The organism is Streptomyces sp. DSM 118878 (assembly GCF_052936595.1).
In genome coordinates, this window is the sequence record NZ_CP193622.1 from 5,445,419 (window position 1) to 5,460,075 (window position 14,657).

Annotated in this window: 17 protein-coding genes; 8 read left to right on the plus strand and 9 right to left on the minus strand. The window is 71.1% G+C overall.

Translation table 11 applies throughout. The features are described from left to right. Positions 1–79: 79 nt before the first annotated feature. The gene (locus ACRAKF_RS24330; protein WP_447039531.1) at positions 80–436 is read left to right on the plus strand and encodes a helix-turn-helix domain-containing protein; all 357 of its coding nucleotides are present in this window, start codon (positions 80–82) and stop codon (positions 434–436) included. Between the two features lie 15 nt (positions 437–451). Here the strand turns inward: ACRAKF_RS24330 and ACRAKF_RS24335 are convergent, their stop codons facing one another. Continuing rightward, on the minus strand, positions 452–1,060 hold the full coding sequence (locus tag ACRAKF_RS24335) for a ClpP family protease (RefSeq protein WP_447039533.1): 609 nt from the start codon (positions 1,058–1,060) through the stop codon (positions 452–454). A 19-nt stretch (positions 1,061–1,079) separates the two neighbouring features. Beyond that, a complete protein-coding gene (locus ACRAKF_RS24340) occupies positions 1,080–1,748 on the minus strand; it encodes a ClpP family protease (RefSeq protein ID WP_447039535.1) in 669 nt (222 codons plus the stop codon). 168 nt (positions 1,749–1,916) lie between these two features. On the opposite strand from ACRAKF_RS24340, the gene ACRAKF_RS24345 reads away from it, so the two are divergent. Next, entirely contained in the window at positions 1,917–3,992 is a 2,076-nt protein-coding gene (locus ACRAKF_RS24345) for a tetratricopeptide repeat protein (protein WP_447039537.1), read from the plus strand. A 161-nt stretch (positions 3,993–4,153) separates the two neighbouring features. On the opposite strand, the gene msrA is transcribed toward ACRAKF_RS24345, so the two are convergent. Further along, the gene (gene msrA, locus ACRAKF_RS24350) at positions 4,154–4,861 is read right to left on the minus strand and encodes a peptide-methionine (S)-S-oxide reductase MsrA (RefSeq protein WP_447039539.1); all 708 of its coding nucleotides are present in this window, start codon (positions 4,859–4,861) and stop codon (positions 4,154–4,156) included. A gap of 129 nt (positions 4,862–4,990) precedes the next feature. Next, positions 4,991–6,109 (minus strand): hypothetical protein, encoded by a 1,119-nt coding sequence (locus ACRAKF_RS24355; RefSeq protein WP_447039540.1) that lies wholly within the window; start codon positions 6,107–6,109, stop codon positions 4,991–4,993. A 100-nt stretch (positions 6,110–6,209) separates the two neighbouring features. Between ACRAKF_RS24355 and ACRAKF_RS24360 the strand changes: the two genes are divergently transcribed. After that, the gene (locus ACRAKF_RS24360) at positions 6,210–7,364 is read left to right on the plus strand and encodes a cystathionine gamma-synthase (protein ID WP_447039542.1); all 1,155 of its coding nucleotides are present in this window, start codon (positions 6,210–6,212) and stop codon (positions 7,362–7,364) included. Positions 7,365–7,392: 28 nt separating this feature from the next. Here the strand turns inward: ACRAKF_RS24360 and ACRAKF_RS24365 are convergent, their stop codons facing one another. The 3 genes from ACRAKF_RS24365 to ACRAKF_RS24375 form a co-directional block, all read right to left on the minus strand. After that, the gene (locus ACRAKF_RS24365) at positions 7,393–7,644 is read right to left on the minus strand and encodes a hypothetical protein (RefSeq protein WP_447039543.1); all 252 of its coding nucleotides are present in this window, start codon (positions 7,642–7,644) and stop codon (positions 7,393–7,395) included. Beyond that, the gene (locus tag ACRAKF_RS24370) at positions 7,641–8,123 is read right to left on the minus strand and encodes a sigma factor-like helix-turn-helix DNA-binding protein (RefSeq protein ID WP_447039544.1); all 483 of its coding nucleotides are present in this window, start codon (positions 8,121–8,123) and stop codon (positions 7,641–7,643) included. Before ACRAKF_RS24370 ends, ACRAKF_RS24365 begins: the two co-directional genes overlap by 4 nt. 64 nt (positions 8,124–8,187) lie before the next feature. Next, entirely contained in the window at positions 8,188–8,706 is a 519-nt protein-coding gene (locus ACRAKF_RS24375) for a MarR family winged helix-turn-helix transcriptional regulator (protein WP_447039545.1), read from the minus strand. A 157-nt stretch (positions 8,707–8,863) separates the two neighbouring features. Between ACRAKF_RS24375 and ilvA the strand changes: the two genes are divergently transcribed. From ilvA to ACRAKF_RS24390, 3 genes are all read left to right on the plus strand, one after another. After that, positions 8,864–10,093: a threonine ammonia-lyase gene (ilvA, locus tag ACRAKF_RS24380; RefSeq protein WP_447039547.1), complete on the plus strand. Its 1,230-nt coding sequence runs from the start codon at positions 8,864–8,866 to the stop codon at positions 10,091–10,093. Between the two features lie 164 nt (positions 10,094–10,257). After that, a complete protein-coding gene (locus tag ACRAKF_RS24385) occupies positions 10,258–11,286 on the plus strand; it encodes an ATP-binding cassette domain-containing protein (RefSeq protein ID WP_447039549.1) in 1,029 nt (342 codons plus the stop codon). After that, entirely contained in the window at positions 11,283–12,134 is an 852-nt protein-coding gene (locus ACRAKF_RS24390; protein ID WP_447039550.1) for an ABC transporter permease, read from the plus strand. Before ACRAKF_RS24385 ends, ACRAKF_RS24390 begins: the two co-directional genes overlap by 4 nt. 92 nt (positions 12,135–12,226) lie before the next feature. Here ACRAKF_RS24390 and greA read toward each other — a convergent pair whose 3' ends face one another. Together greA and ACRAKF_RS24400 are read right to left on the minus strand one after the other, a co-directional pair. Continuing rightward, on the minus strand, positions 12,227–12,724 hold the full coding sequence (gene greA, locus ACRAKF_RS24395) for a transcription elongation factor GreA (RefSeq protein WP_447039551.1): 498 nt from the start codon (positions 12,722–12,724) through the stop codon (positions 12,227–12,229). Between the two features lie 164 nt (positions 12,725–12,888). Then, positions 12,889–13,332 carry a DUF4307 domain-containing protein gene (locus ACRAKF_RS24400; protein ID WP_447039552.1) on the minus strand — a complete coding sequence of 148 codons (444 nt, stop codon included), beginning with the start codon at positions 13,330–13,332 and terminating at the stop codon, positions 12,889–12,891. Between the two features lie 190 nt (positions 13,333–13,522). Between ACRAKF_RS24400 and mca the strand changes: the two genes are divergently transcribed. Together mca and ACRAKF_RS24410 are read left to right on the plus strand one after the other, a co-directional pair. Beyond that, the gene (mca, locus tag ACRAKF_RS24405; RefSeq protein ID WP_447042145.1) at positions 13,523–14,383 is read left to right on the plus strand and encodes a mycothiol conjugate amidase Mca; all 861 of its coding nucleotides are present in this window, start codon (positions 13,523–13,525) and stop codon (positions 14,381–14,383) included. A 19-nt stretch (positions 14,384–14,402) separates the two neighbouring features. Next, positions 14,403–14,648 (plus strand): hypothetical protein, encoded by a 246-nt coding sequence (locus tag ACRAKF_RS24410; RefSeq protein ID WP_447042147.1) that lies wholly within the window; start codon positions 14,403–14,405, stop codon positions 14,646–14,648. Positions 14,649–14,657: the final 9 nt, after the last annotated feature.

Sequence of the window (14,657 nt, forward strand, 5' to 3'; positions counted from 1 at the left end):
GGGCCGAGCCGACCGAGCCGACAGCCGAGCGAGCGGTCCGGCCGGGGGGCGACCACGGCAGAGGCCGGACGAGGCCCGCGTGATTCCCCTGCGCCCGGTCGGGGCGGCTCCCTCTGCCCCGGCCCCGGCCCCGGCCCCGGCGGTCAGGGAGCCCCTTTGGCGGGACGTGGTGGGAGATGTCCTGCGCCGCGAGCGCCTCGCCCAGGAACGCACCCTCAAGGACGTGGCCGACGACGCCCGCATCTCCATGCCGTACCTCTCCGAGCTGGAGCGCGGCCGCAAGGAAGCCTCCTCCGAGGTCCTCGCGGCCGCGGCCCACGCGCTCGGCCTGCGTCTGACCGACGTACTCTCCCTGGCCCAGAGCCGGCTGGCCGTCTCCCCGCGTACACGGCCTGCCAGGGCCTCGTACCAGGGCGAGGTCCGTCTGGCGGCCTGACACCCCACCCGCGGCTCAGGCGGCGACGGGCAGGGACCGCCTGCTGAGCACCTGGTCGGCGAGCCCGTACGCGACGGCCTCCTGCGCGGTGAAGAACTTGTCGCGGTCCATGTCGGCCCGGAGCGTGGCGACGTCGTGGTGCGTGTGCCGCGCCAGGACCTCCTCCACCTGCGAGCGGATCCGCATCATCTCCCTGGCCTGGAGCTGGAGGTCGGACACCGTCCCCTGCTGTCCCCGGCTCGCGGGCTGCCCGAGCAGCACGCGCGCGTGGTCGAGCACGAACCGCCGCCCCGGGTCGCCCCCGGCGAGCAGCACGGCGGCCGTGGACGCCGCCTGGCCCACGCAGAAGGTGGAGATGGGCGCCGAGATGAAGCTCATCGTGTCGTAGATGGCCATGAGCGAGGTGAAGGAACCGCCCGGCGAGTTGATGTAGATGGCGACCTCCCGCTCCGGGGCGGACGACTCCAGGTGGAGGAGCTGCGCGATGACGACGTTGGCGACGCCGTCGTCGATCTCCGTGCCGAGGAAGATGATCCGCTCGGAGAGCAGCCGGCTGTAGACGTCGTACGTGCGCTCGCCCTGCGGGGTGCGCTCGACGACGGTAGGGATCGTGTACTGACTCATGCGGTGTCTCCCCTGATCCTCAGATGCCCAGACCGATGCGCCGCTTCGACCCGGCGGGCCGCACGTCTTCGAGGGACTCGACCACGTGGTCGACCATCCCGTACTCCTTGGCCTGCTCGGCCGTGAACCACCGGTCGCGGTCGCCGTCCCGCGAGATCGTCTCCGGGGTCTGGCCGGTGTGCTCGGCGGTGATCCGCTCGATGGCCGCCTTCGTGAACTCCAGGTTCTCCGCCTGGATCGCGATGTCGGCGGTGGTGCCGCCGATGCCGGCCGACGGCTGGTGCATCATGATCCGCGCGTTGGGCAGCGCGAACCGCTTGCCCGGGGTGCCGACGCTGAGCAGGAACTGGCCCATGCTGGCGGCGAACCCCATGGCCAGCGTGGCCACGTCGTTCGGGATGAGCCGCATGGTGTCGTAGATGGCGAGCCCGGCGCTGACGGAGCCGCCGGGGCTGTTGATGTAGAGGCTGATGTCGGTCTTGGGGTCCTCGGCCGACAGCAGCAGCATCTGCGCGCAGACGCGGTTGGCCGACACGTCGTCGACCTGGGTGCCGAGGAACACGATGCGCTGGTTGAGCAGTTGCGCGGCGAGGTGATCGTCGAAGCGCGACGGAGAGGTGTCCCCCTCCTCACCCCGCGGCCGCGCCTCCCCGCCACTGCCGAATACGGACACACCGAACACGGACATGAAGCCTCCCTGAGATCCCGCGACTACGGACGCCGCGTTGGTGACTTCACTGTTGCCCGGCGGGCAGGCGCTTGTCGGCGATATCGGCTGGGGGCAGATTCGCTGAGGGCAGAGGAGCCGGGGCGGCTCGGCTTGCGCGATGGCCGACGCCGGTACCACCCTCGCCTCGTGAGACGACATGCGTGGCAACACCTGGGCGCCTGGTCGGCGTTGGCGCTGTGCGGTGTGGTCGGCGTCGCGGGCGTGCTCGTCGCGGGGCTGTGGCTGTCGCCCTCCTGGGCGGCAGTGATCGGCGGTGGCTTGACCGCCGTGACCGCGGTGTGGGCGGACCGGGCGAAGCGGTGGCTCGACGGGCAGACGGAAGCACGGCAGAGCATCGTCGAAAGCGCCTCCGTGGCCGGTCGCGGAGGCGGGTTGCCCCGGGCCAGGGAGGCCGACGACGCGATCCGGCTCGGAGTGCACCCGGCGCGGCGGGACGGGGAGGCGCCGGTCGCGGGCGCGCTGCCGCCGTACGTCCCGCGAGCGGTGGACCGGACGCTCCGGGAGACCCTGCGCACCGCGCGGTGCGTCGTGGTGGTCGGCGAGTCGACTGCCGGAAAGTCCAGATCGGCGTACGAGGCCATGCGTGCGGTGCTGCCGAACCACCGGCTGGCCGCCCCCGCGCGTCGGGACGCGCTCCCCGCGCTGGTGACGCTCCTGTCGCGCGGCGGCCCCTCGGTTCTCTGGCTGGACGATCTGGAACGCTTCCTCGGGCCGGGCGGCCTGACGTCCACGACGGTGGCCCGGCTGACCGGCGACGGCGGTGACACGACGGTGCTCGCCACGATGCGCACCGCCGAGTACGACCGCTTCGGCGCACGGGGCCTCCAGTTGGCGGGTGAAGAGGAGCGGGCGGCACTCCGGGAGGGCCGGGAGATCCTGGAGGCCGCGCGCGTGGTGTTCATGGACAGGCTCTGGTCCCCGGACGAACTGCGGGCGGCCGGGGAGCACGCGGACGACCCGAGGATCGCGGGCGCGTTACGTCAGACGGAGCACTTCGGGCTCGCCGAGGTACTGACCGCGGGGCCGGAGCTGCTGCGCGACTGGCGCCGGGCGTGGAGCCCCGGAACCCACCCGAGGGCGGCCGCGCTGGTGGCCGCCGCCGTCGACTGCCGCCGCAGTGGCCTGGATCAGCCCGTCTCGCGCGAAATCCTGGACGAACTGCACGACCACTACCTGCGCGCCCGCGGCGGACACCGGCTGCGGCCGGAGCCGTTGGAAGAGGCGTGGCAGTGGGCGCTGACCCCTGTACACGGAGCGAGCAGTCTGCTGATCCCGGCGGGTCCGAACGACGAAGAGCCGGGGTTCCTGGCCTTCGACTACCTCATCGACCAGCCGGAACACGATCCTGTGCCGCGCGAGGTCTGGACGATGCTCATCGCGCTGGCGGACGCTTCACAGGTGCGGCACGTCGCGGACGCGGCGTTCTGGCGCGTACGGACGGCGTTCCACACAGCGGTGGACTCGGGAAACGTGGACGACGTGTACTCGCGGGCCACCGCGTTGGGCGACCGTGGCGAATGGGACGAGGCGATCGCCCTGCTGACGGAGGCGCTGGAAGCGTCGCAGGCCGAACCGGCGGCCCAGGACTCGCAGGAGCAGAACGAATCTCTCTCCGGGGAGGTGACGCTGCGGCACCAGATCGCGTTCTACCGGATGCTGGCCGGGGATCACGCCGAGGCGCAGGAGATGTTCCGCGCGCTCCTGACCGAGTGCGAGGCGACATTTCCCCCGGGCGACGAGTTTCTACAGGTCGTCAGACACAACCTCGCCTCGTGTCTGCGGCGCGGCGGCGATCTGTCGGGCGCGCTCGTGGAGTTCCGCCGTATCCTCGCCGCCCGCGAGCGGAACCTGGGGCCGACGGCGATGAACACGCTGGCCACCCGCGGGGTGATCGCCGCCATCATCTGCGACATGGGCGACCCCGCGGAGGCGCTTCGCCGGACCAGGGAGATCCTGGCCGCGGAGGAGACGTCCCTGGGCAAGGACCACACGAACACGCTGGAGACCCGCTGCGCCGTGGCGAGGTTCCTGGCCGCGTCCGGTGATCACGCGGCGGCGGCCGAGACACTCAGCGCCTGCCTTCCCGACCTGATCGCGGCGCTCGGCGACGACCACCCGGACGTACGCGAGGCGCGCGGCGACCTGGCGGGCTACCGCGCGGCGGTCGGGCAGGTGCACGCACCCGGCGATCACCAGTCGTAGTCATACCGATTGGCCGGCCGGTCGAAGGTGGTGCGGACGGCCCGCGGTTCCAGCCCGAAGTCCTCCTCGACCCACCGCAGCATGGCCGCGGTCACCGGCCGGGTGAGCCGGCACGGGCGAAGCGTTCAGCCATACCCGTCCCCTCGTGTGCACAGGACGTGCTACTTGCTCGCCTCCGGCGCGGGCGCGATCCCCGTCGGGCAAGCCCGACCCCAGTTCGTCTCCGAGGGGCTCTCCAGCTCAAGGCCCGTGCCGCCGATGCCGCAGTAGCCGTCGGGGTTCTTGTCCAGGTACTGCTGGTGGTACGGCTCCGCAGGCCAGAGGGGGCGGGAGGCCGCGGGCAGGATCGTCGTGGTGATCGGGCCGAGGTTCGCGGCCGTCAGGACCTGCTGGTAGGCGTCACGGGACGCCTCCGCCGCCGCTTCCTGCTCGGGGGAGTGCGTGTAGATCGCCGAGCGGTACTGCGTGCCCACGTCGTTGCCCTGGCGGAAGCCCTGCGTCGGGTTGTGGGACTCCCAGAAGAGCTTCAGGAGGGACTCGTACGAGACGCGCTCGGGGTCGAAGACCACGCGGACCACCTCCGCGTGACCCGTGAGGCCGGAGCACACCTCCTCGTAGGAGGGGTTCTCCGTGTAGCCGCCCTGGTAGCCGACGTACGTCGTCCAGACGCCGTCCGTCTGCCAGAACTTGCGCTCCGCGCCCCAGAAGCAGCCGAGACCGAAGTCCGCGGTCCGCAGGCCCTCGGGGTAGGGGCCGAGGAGGGGGTTGCCGAGGACCGTGTGGCGGGAGGGGACCTCGAATTCCGGGGTCGCCCGGCCCTTGAGCGCCTGCTCGGGAGTGGGGAGCTCGGGCGTGCGGCCGAAGATCATGTGGTCTCTCTCCTCGTACGTGACCGTGAACCATGGAACGGGGTGCTGCCTACGGCACAACGCCGTCAGGGCGGCTCGCATTCCGGCGGAGGCCGCAGCCCGGGGCGCGACAGCCGGCGCCCCGCGACCTCAGTGCGGCAGTGTCGCCGGGCTGCCGCCGTTCGCCTCGTAGCCCGCGACGGCCAGGGCGCGGTAGATCGCGTAGTCCGCCGCCGGGTCGGCGGAGAGGGTCCAGGGCAGGGCGCCGACGTGGCCGTCCACGTGGACGAGCTGAGCCATGGCCTCGCCCCAGCGCTCGCAGCGGACCAGGAAGAAGACCAGGAGGTGGCGGACGTGCGCCAGCATCGGGTCGCCGGGGCGCGCGGCGTGCACCGCGAAGAGGGCGCCCTCTATGGCCTTGGTGACGACCTCGCTCTCGTAGAACCCGCGGACGAGGTTGACCTCGGGCAGGTGTTCGTAGACCGCGAAGAGGGGGAGCGCGGCGAGCAGGGAGGCCCGGGGCGCGCGGGCCGCGGCGGCCTCGGCGAAGCTCTGGGCGAGGTCGCGGGAGCCGTGCCACTTCTCGCACCAGTAGTGCAGCGCGGCCAGATGCGCCCCCATGTGCGCGGGCGCGCGGTCAAGGATCTTCAGCCAGAGCTGCTCGAACTCCTCGCGGGGGTACGCGAGGCCGCGCGCGATGGAGAGCTCGATGATGTACGGAATGGGGTCACCGGGGGCGAGCAGCGCCGCCTGCGCGCACGCCTCCTTCGCCTCCTCGAGGATGATCCGGAACTCGTCGGTCCCCTGCGTGGAGGTCCGCCACGCCTGCTGGACCAGGAACTCCGCGTGCACGGCGGCGCCTCCCGCGTCCTTGGGCGCCTCCGTCCGCCAGACGCGCAGCCACTGCCCGCCGGGGTTCTCGCTCACCCCGCCGGGCCGCTGACGCAGCTCCAGGGAGGCCGCGCCCGCGAAGGCCTGCACGCGCTGCCACCGCTGCTCGCCGTGGGTCTCCGTGCCCACGAGGAGCTGCGAGGCCGCCTTCCACTCCTGGGTGCGCTGGACGAGGTCGAGCACTTCGAGGAGGTCGGCGTCCGGGCCGGGCATGCGGATGTCCAGCTCCTCCTGGCGCAGGAAGCCGTAGTCCGCAGGGTCCGCGGCGTCCGGCGAGCCCGGGGCGACCTGCCGGATTCCACCGCGCCTGCGCAGCAGGACGGGTCCGAGGACCGCGCCGATCATGATCACTGCCATCAGGACCCAGAGAATCTCCATGGGCCAAGCGAACCAGACGGGTCCGACAATTGGCGAACCTGCGGGGACGTACCGGACCGACTCGGGCGGAAGGTCCCTCGGCGCACTACGCTCGGGCCGCATGAGTGACTCGTACAGCAGGCAGAATTTCGAGACCGTGGCGATCCACGCCGGCAACACCGCCGACCCCCTCACCGGTGCCGTCGTCCCGCCCATCTACCAGGTCTCGACCTACAAGCAGGACGGCGTGGGCGGCCTGCGCGGCGGCTATGAGTACAGCCGCAGCGCGAACCCGACGCGGACCGCCCTGGAGGAGAACCTGGCCGCGCTGGAGGGCGGCCGTCGCGGGCTCGCCTTCGCGTCCGGACTGGCGGCCGAGGACTGCCTGCTCCGTACGCTGCTCGCCCCCGGCGACCACGTCGTCATCCCCAATGACGCCTACGGCGGCACGTTCCGGCTCTTCGACAAGGTCGTCTCGCGCTGGGGCGTCAACTGGTCGGTGGCCGACACCTCGGACCCGAATTCCGTGCGGGCCGCGCTGACCGAGCACACCAAGGCGATCTGGGTGGAGACCCCCTCCAACCCGCTGCTCGGCATCACCGACATCGCGGCGCTCGCGCAGATCGCCCGCGAGGCCGGTGTGCGCCTGGTCGTCGACAACACCTTCGCGAGCCCCTACCTCCAGCAGCCGCTCGCGCTCGGCGCGGACGTCGTCGTGCACTCCATGACGAAGTACATGGGCGGCCACTCGGACGTCGTCGGCGGCGCGCTCGTCGTCAGCGACGCGGCGCTCGGCGAGGAGCTGGCCTACCACCAGAACGCGATGGGCGCCGTCGCCGGGCCCTTCGACGCCTGGCTGGTGCTGCGCGGCATCAAGACCCTCGCCGTGCGCATGGACCGGCACAGCGAGAACGCCACCCGGGTGACGGAGATGCTGTCCCGGCACGCGCGCGTGACGCACGTCCTGTACCCGGGCCTGCCCGAGCACCCCGGCCACGAGATCGCCGCCAAGCAGATGAAGGCGTTCGGCGGGATGGTGTCCTTCCGTGTGGCGGGCGGCGAGGAGGCGGCCGTGGAGGTCTGCAACCGCGCCAAGCTGTTCACCCTGGGCGAGTCCCTGGGCGGCGTGGAGTCCCTGATCGAGCACCCGGGCCGGATGACGCACGCCTCGGTGGCGGGCTCGGACCTGGAGGTCCCCGCCGACCTGGTGCGCCTCTCGGTGGGCATCGAGTCCGCGGACGACCTGCTCGCCGACCTCCAGCAGGCGCTCGGCTAGCCGCGGACCGCGCCCACGAAGACCGCCCCTACCAGCGTGTCAGCGGTGGAGTCGTCTCCGTGGGCGGCTCCACCCACGGCTGCGTGACACAGGCCCACACGGTGAAGGCGACGACGGCGGCGAGCAGGGCGAACCACAGGAACCCGCGCACCGCCCTGCGCCGCCGCAGCCTGCGTCCGCCGCGCCGTACCGCCTCCTCGTACAGCTCCCGCGGCACGGACGGCGGTGTGCCCTCCAGGAGGCGCCTGACGGCGACCTCCTTGCGCTCGTACTGGCTCATGACGGCGCCGCCTTGCTGAGGGCCCGCGCGGGCGCGGGCCCTCGCGGCGGGTGCAGGACCCGCGCCATGGCCCGGGCACAGATCACCTGGACGCGTTCCGTGGGCAGGCCGAGGAGCGCCGCGGTCTGTTCCTCGGCCACGCCCTCGTACATCCGCAGGACGAGGATCAGCCGCTCCTGGGGGTTCAGCCGTTCGAGGACCCCGCCGTGGCCGCGGTGGCGGCGCCAGGAGTCGCGCACGAAGCGGACGGCGACCTGCTGCCGGGTGCGGTCGTACGGGTCCTCGCCGCGCAGCCTGTCCCAGGTCGCGTACGTGTGGGAGAGGGCCGCCGTCAGCAGGCGGCGCGCGCGTGGGTTGTCGTCGGGCAGCTCCGCGGTGAGGAGCGTGGCGGCATGGAGGAGCCGCCCTGCCGCGCCCGCGACGAACGCCTCGAACTCCCGGGCACGGCGGGCGTCGTGGAACGCCTGCCGTTCTCGCACCGCGCCTCCCGGCCGGAAGGAAGGGGGATCCCGGTCTCATATGAGGCCCAACGCGGGGCCGGGGTCAAGACTCCGGAGTGGCCGGAACTTCTCCGCCGGGCGTCGACTGTGACGTCTGTCGCGCCGAGAGGGCGGAATTGAAGCGTGTGAGGAGCGCACAGAAGCTCTCGCGCTCCTCAGGGCCCCAGTCGTGCGTCAGCTCGGCCATCAGCTCGCGCCGCGAGGAGCGGACCTCGTCGAGCCTGGCCTGGCCGCGCGGCGAGAGCTGGAGCACCACGGCCCGGCCGTCCTCGGGGTGCGAGGTGCGCTTCACGAGCCCGGTGTCGACCAGCGGGGCGACCTGCCGGGTGACGGTCGACGAGTCGATGCCCATGCTCGCGGCGAGCGCCTTGACGCCCATGGGGCCTTCCTTGTCGAGGCGGTTGAGCAGCAGATACGCGGCTCGGTCCATGGAGTTGCGGACCTGGCCTACGCCGCCGAGGCGGGTCTGTTCGGCCCGGCGGGCGAAGACGGCCACTTGGTGCTGAAGGCTGTCGAGAAGGCCGGGTTCACTGGCGGTCGTCATGTCCGGAGTTGTGGGCATGGCCGGGGGCTCACTTCATGCGAGGGCGGTGGGTTGGGGGACAGGGTACGCGGCCACGGGGCGGACCGTACCTGCGCTGCGCAAACCTACGCGGCAAACGGTCTCGGCCCGTGGTCGTCGCGCGAGGACGCGGTCGTCGGCTGCAAGACTTGCGGTCATGAGCTTCCGCACGCCTGACTCCTTTCCGACGGTGACCCTCGACGACGTGCGCGGCGCGCGGAAGATGCTGTCCGGCGTGGCTCGCATGACCGCGATGGAGGGCAGCAGGCACCTGTCGCAGCTCGTCGGTGCCCCGGTGCACCTCAAGTGCGAGAACCTCCAGCGGACCGGCTCCTTCAAGCTGCGCGGGGCGTACGTGCGGATCGCCGGCCTGCTGCCCGAGGAGCGCGCCGCCGGTGTGGTGGCCGCCAGCGCGGGCAACCACGCGCAGGGCGTGGCACTGGCCTCCTCGCTGCTCGGCGTGCGCTCCACGGTGTTCATGCCGGCCGGCGCGCCGCTGCCCAAGGTCGCCGCGACGCGTGAGTACGGCGCCGAGGTGCGGCTGCACGGCCAGGTCGTCGACGAGACGCTGGCCGCCGCGCAGGAGTACGCGGACGAGACGGGCGCGGTGTTCATCCACCCCTTCGACCACCCCGACATCATCGCCGGGCAGGGCACGGTCGGCCTGGAGATCCTTGAGCAGTGCCCGGAGGTGCGCACCCTCGTTGTGGGCGTGGGGGGCGGTGGCCTCGCGGCGGGCATCGCGGTGGCGGTCAAGGCGCTGCGGCCGGACGTACGGGTGGTCGGCGTGCAGGCGGCGGGCTCCGCGGCCTACCCGCCCTCACTGGCGGCCGGGCGCCCGGTGTCGATCACGGGCCAGGCGACGATGGCCGACGGCATCAAGGTCGGGCGCCCCGGTGACGTCCCGTTCCGTCTGGTCGCCGACCTGGTCGACGAGATCGTCACGGTCTCCGAGGACGAGCTCTCCAGCGCCCTGCTGCTCTGCCTCGAGCGGGCCAAGATGGTCGTCGAACCGGCGGGCGCCAGCCCGGTCGCGGCCCTGCTCAGCCGCCCGGAGGCGTTCGAGGGCCCGGTGGTCGCGCTGCTCTCCGGCGGCAACGTGGACCCCCTGCTCATGCAGCGCATCCTGCGCCGGGGCATGGCGGCGGCGGGCCGCTACCTCTCGCTGCGGCTGCGCCTGACGGACCGCCCCGGCGCCCTGGCGAACCTCCTCGGCGTGATGTCGGAGATGGACGCCAACCTCCTGGACGTCAGGCACGTGCGCACCGATCCGCGCCTCGGCCTCACGGAGGCGGAGGTCGAACTGCACCTGGAGACGAAGGGGCCGGAGCACTGCTCCGAGGTGGCGACGGCGCTGCGGACGGCGGGGTACACGGTCATCGGCTGACCGGGGCCGAGCCGCCTCCGCCTGGCCCTGTACGCCCGTCGGAGCACTCCGGATACCCCTGGCGGGCGAGTTTCCGAAAAGAGGGCGCGCGAACGCGATGTATCGCGTTATGGTGTGCTGCACATCACGCTTGCACGACATCACTCATCACGGGGAGGCCTCTCATGCCAGGCGCCATCTACGCCGAAGGTCTGGTGAAGACCTTCGGCGACGTAAGGGCTCTGGACGGCGTCGATCTGGATGTCCCTGAAGGCACGGTGCTCGGCCTGCTGGGGCCGAACGGCGCGGGGAAGACCACGGCGGTCCGCTGCCTGACGACGCTGCTCACACCGGACAGCGGCAAGGCCGTCGTCGCGGGCATCGACGTGCTCAAGCACCCGAACGAAGTGCGCCGCTCGATCGGCCTCTCCGGCCAGTTCGCCGCGGTCGACGAGTACCTGACCGGCCGTGAGAACCTCCAGATGGTCGGCCAGCTCTATCAGATGCGGGCCAAGGAGGCGAAGGTCAGGGCGGCCGAGCTGCTCGACAGGTTCAACCTGATGGACGCCGCCGACCGGCCCTCCAAGACGTACTCCGGAGGCATGCGCCGCCGGCTGGACCTGGCGGCCGCGCTCGTCGTGTCGCCGCCCGTCATGTTCATGGACGAGCCCACCACCGGCCTCGACCCGCGCAACCGCCAGCAGCTGTGGGAGGTCATCCAGGAGCTCGTCGCGGGCGGCACGACCCTGCTGCTCACGACCCAGTATCTGGAGGAGGCCGACCACCTGGCGCACGACATCTGCGTCATCGACCACGGCCGCGTCATCGCCCGCGGCACCTCCGACCAGCTCAAGGCCAGGACCGGCGGCGAGCGCGTCGAGGTCGTGGTGCACGAGCGCGAGCACATCGCGACCGCCTCGGAGGTCCTGCGCGGCTTCGGCAAGGGCGAGGTCGCCGTCGCCGAGCACACCCGCAAGCTGACCGTGCCCGTCACCGGTGGCGCCAAGCTGCTCGCCGAGGTCATCCGCGAGCTGGACGCCAGGGGCATCGAGATAGACGACATCGGTCTGCGCCGCCCGACCCTCGACGACGTCTTCATCTCCCTCACCGGCCACGCCGCCGAGCTGTCGGACGAGGGCGGCGCGGAGGACGCGGACGGCGCGGAAGCCAAGACCCGTACGAAGACCAAGCACGGCAAGGAGGCCGACAAGTGAGCACCGTCACCGACGCCGTGCGCGGCGCGGGTCCCAGGCCCGCGGGCGGTATCGGCCAGTCCGTCAGGGACTCCCTGGTCGTCGCCAAGCGGAACCTGATCCGGATGACCCGGATTCCCGAGATGATCCTCTTCGGGCTGGTCCAGCCGGTGATGTTCGTGATCCTCTTCACGTACGTCTTCGGCGGCTCGATGAAGATCGGCGACACCGCGAACGCGGACGTCTACAAGAACTTCCTGATGGCGGGCATCTTCGCGCAGACCGTCACCTTCGCCACCGCGGGCGCGGGCGCCGGTATCGCCGACGACATGCACAAGGGCCTCATCGACCGCTTCCGCTCGCTGCCCATGGCGCGCGGCGCGGTCCTCACCGGCCGCACCATCGCCGACCTCGTGCAGACCGCGCTGACCCTGCTCGTCCTCGCGATCGTGGCGCTGATGGTCGGCTGGCGCGTCCACGAGGGCATCGGCAAGGCCCTGGGCGCCTTCGGCCTGCTGCTCCTGCTCGGGTACGCCTTCACCTGGGTCGGCGCGCTCATCGGCCTGTCGGTCCGCACCCCGGAGGCGGCCACGTCGGGCGGGCTGATCTGGCTCTTCCCGGTCACGTTCATCTCGAACGCCTTCGTGGACTCCAGCCAGATGACGCCCTGGCTGCGGCACGTCGCCGACTGGAACCCCTTCAGCGCGACCGTCCAGGCCTGCCGTGAGCTCTTCGGCAACCCCGGCGTCTCCGGCTCCTCGGCCTGGCCCATGGAGCACCCGGTCTGGGCCTCGGTGATCTACTCGGTCCTGATCATCGTGCTCTTCCGCACGCTGGCCGTGCGCAAGTACCGCTCGGCGACGGCCTGAGAGCCTGTGTCATACACAGGCACTGAGAGAGGGCAGGGCTCCCGGCGCGCGTGGCGCCGGGAGCCCTGCCCTCTCTGAGCGTCGGCCGGACCTCAGGCCTGGTACGGCGTGGCCGCGAGGATCTTGACGGAGGCGAGCTTGCCGTTCGGCAGTTCGTACTGCGCGTTCTCGCCGATCTTCTTGCCGTTCACGCCGGTGCCCAGCGGGGACTGCGGCGAGTACGTCTCGATGTCCTCGCTCGCGTACTCCCGCGAGGCGAGGAGGAACGTCACCGTGTCGTCCTCGTCGCCGTCGAAGGCGATGGTCACGACCATGCCCGGCGCCACCACGCCGTCGGCGGCCGGAGCCTCACCGACCTTCGCGGTCTCCAGGAGCTGGGTCAGCTGGCGGACGCGGAGCTCCTGCTTGCCCTGCTCCTCCTTGGCCGCGTGGTACCCGCCGTTCTCGCGCAGGTCGCCCTCCTCACGCGCTGCCGCGATCTTCGCCGCGATCTCGGTGCGCGCGGGACCAGACAGGTACTCCAGCTCGGCCTTGAGCTGGTTGTACGCCTCCTGGGTCAGCCAGGTGACGTTCTCGCTGGTCTGGGTCACAGGTGCTCCTCGTAGGTACTGGGAATACAAAGCAACGCCCTACCCAGAAGGATGTTCCTTCTCGGGTGGGCGAAACCACGAGCCTAACAATTCAGGCGCGCGAGAGGGAGGACATAAGTCGTCAGACTTACGTCGGCGCTGATGGGAGCCGTAAAGCCGCTACGTCAGTCGGCGTGGCAGCCGAGCAGCTCGATGCTGGTGGCCTTCCCCGTCGTACGGAGGGTGACGACCTTGTCGACGCGGTCGGCGCGCTGGTCGAAGCGGAAGTCCGCGCGGCCGACCTCGGCACCGGACTCGGCCTGCGAGCGCAGGGTGCAGTAGCCCTTGGCGCCGGCGTCCTTGCGCACTTCGAGGTGGGCCTCGACGGATTCGGCCGAAACGACGTCGAACTTGATGACCTCGGCGCTGAGCTTCGTCCCGTTGATGTAGTCGTAGCCGAACCAGCCGACGACGCCGAGCATGAGCACGCCGAGCACGGAGCCCACGATCTTCAGCTTGCGGTCGGCGGCTTCGTCGGCCGTGCGGGAGCGGCCGTACCGGCCCGTGGGAGCCTCGTCCCGGTGTCCCTCGGGAAGCCCATCGGGGAGCTTCGAGCCCGCCGCCGCCATGATCGTCCTCCAGGAAACAGGGGATGCCGGAATTTTCCGCCCCCCGGTTCCGTCACTATAGAAGCCTCCATTTGCCACCCGACCGCCGCCCCGCAACGACGCCCTGCGGGACGGCACCGTCTGACCGCGCCGGATGCACGAGGGCGCCCAATACCTTGAGGATCGAGTCTTGACTGAGCAGCTGCGACTGATGGCAGTGCACGCCCACCCCGACGACGAGTCGAGCAAGGGCGCGGCCACCATGGCCAAGTACGTGTCCGAGGGGGTGGACGTGCTCGTCGTGACCTGCACGGGCGGTGAGCGCGGCGACATCCTCAACCCCAAGCTCCAGGGCGACTCCTACATCCAGGAGCACATCCACGAGGTGCGCAAGAAGGAGATGGACGAGGCGCGCGAGATCCTCGGCGTCAAGCAGGAGTGGCTCGGCTTCGTCGACTCGGGGCTCCCCGAGGGCGACCCGCTGCCGCCGCTGCCCGACGGCTGTTTCGCCCTGGAGGACGTCGACAAGGCCGCCGGTGAGCTGGTGCGGCAGATCCGCTCCTTCCGTCCGCAGGTCATCACGACGTACGACGAGAACGGCGGCTATCCGCACCCCGACCACATCATGACCCACAAGATCAGCATGGTGGCGTTCGAGGGCGCGGCGGACCCCGAGAAGTACCCCGAGAGCGAGTACGGACAGGCCTACCAGCCGCAGAAGCTCTACTACAACCAGGGCTTCAACCGTCCGCGCACCGAGGCCCTGCACCAGGCGATGCTCGACCGCGGCCTGGAGTCGCCGTACGGGGACTGGCTCAAGCGCTGGGACGAGTTCGAGCGGGTCGAGCGCACGCTGACCACGCACGTCCCGTGCGCCGACTTCTACGAGGTCCGTGACCGCGCCCTGATCGCACACGCCACGCAGATCGACCCCGAGGGCGGCTGGTTCCGGGTGCCGATGGAGCTCCAGCGGGAGGTCTGGCCGACGGAGGAGTACGAGCTCGCGAAGTCGCTCGTCGATACTTCCCTCCCCGAGGACGACCTCTTTGCGGGCATCCGCGACAATGCCTAGCGTGAACGTACATCTGGCAATGACGCATCTCGTCCCTCTTGCCAAGGAGGTCGACGACGACAAGGTGACGCCCGGCGTCCTCGGGTTCATCGTCTTCGCCGTGATGGCCCTCGCCGTCTGGGTCCTCATGAAGTCGATGAACCGCCACATGGGCAAGGTCGACTTCAAGGAGTCCGGGGGCGAGCCCGAGAAGGACGAGCCGGTCGGCGCCGCGGCGGGCGGCGACGGCTCGTCCGCGAAGAAGTCGGGCGACACCGGGAAGTAGCGGCCCTCC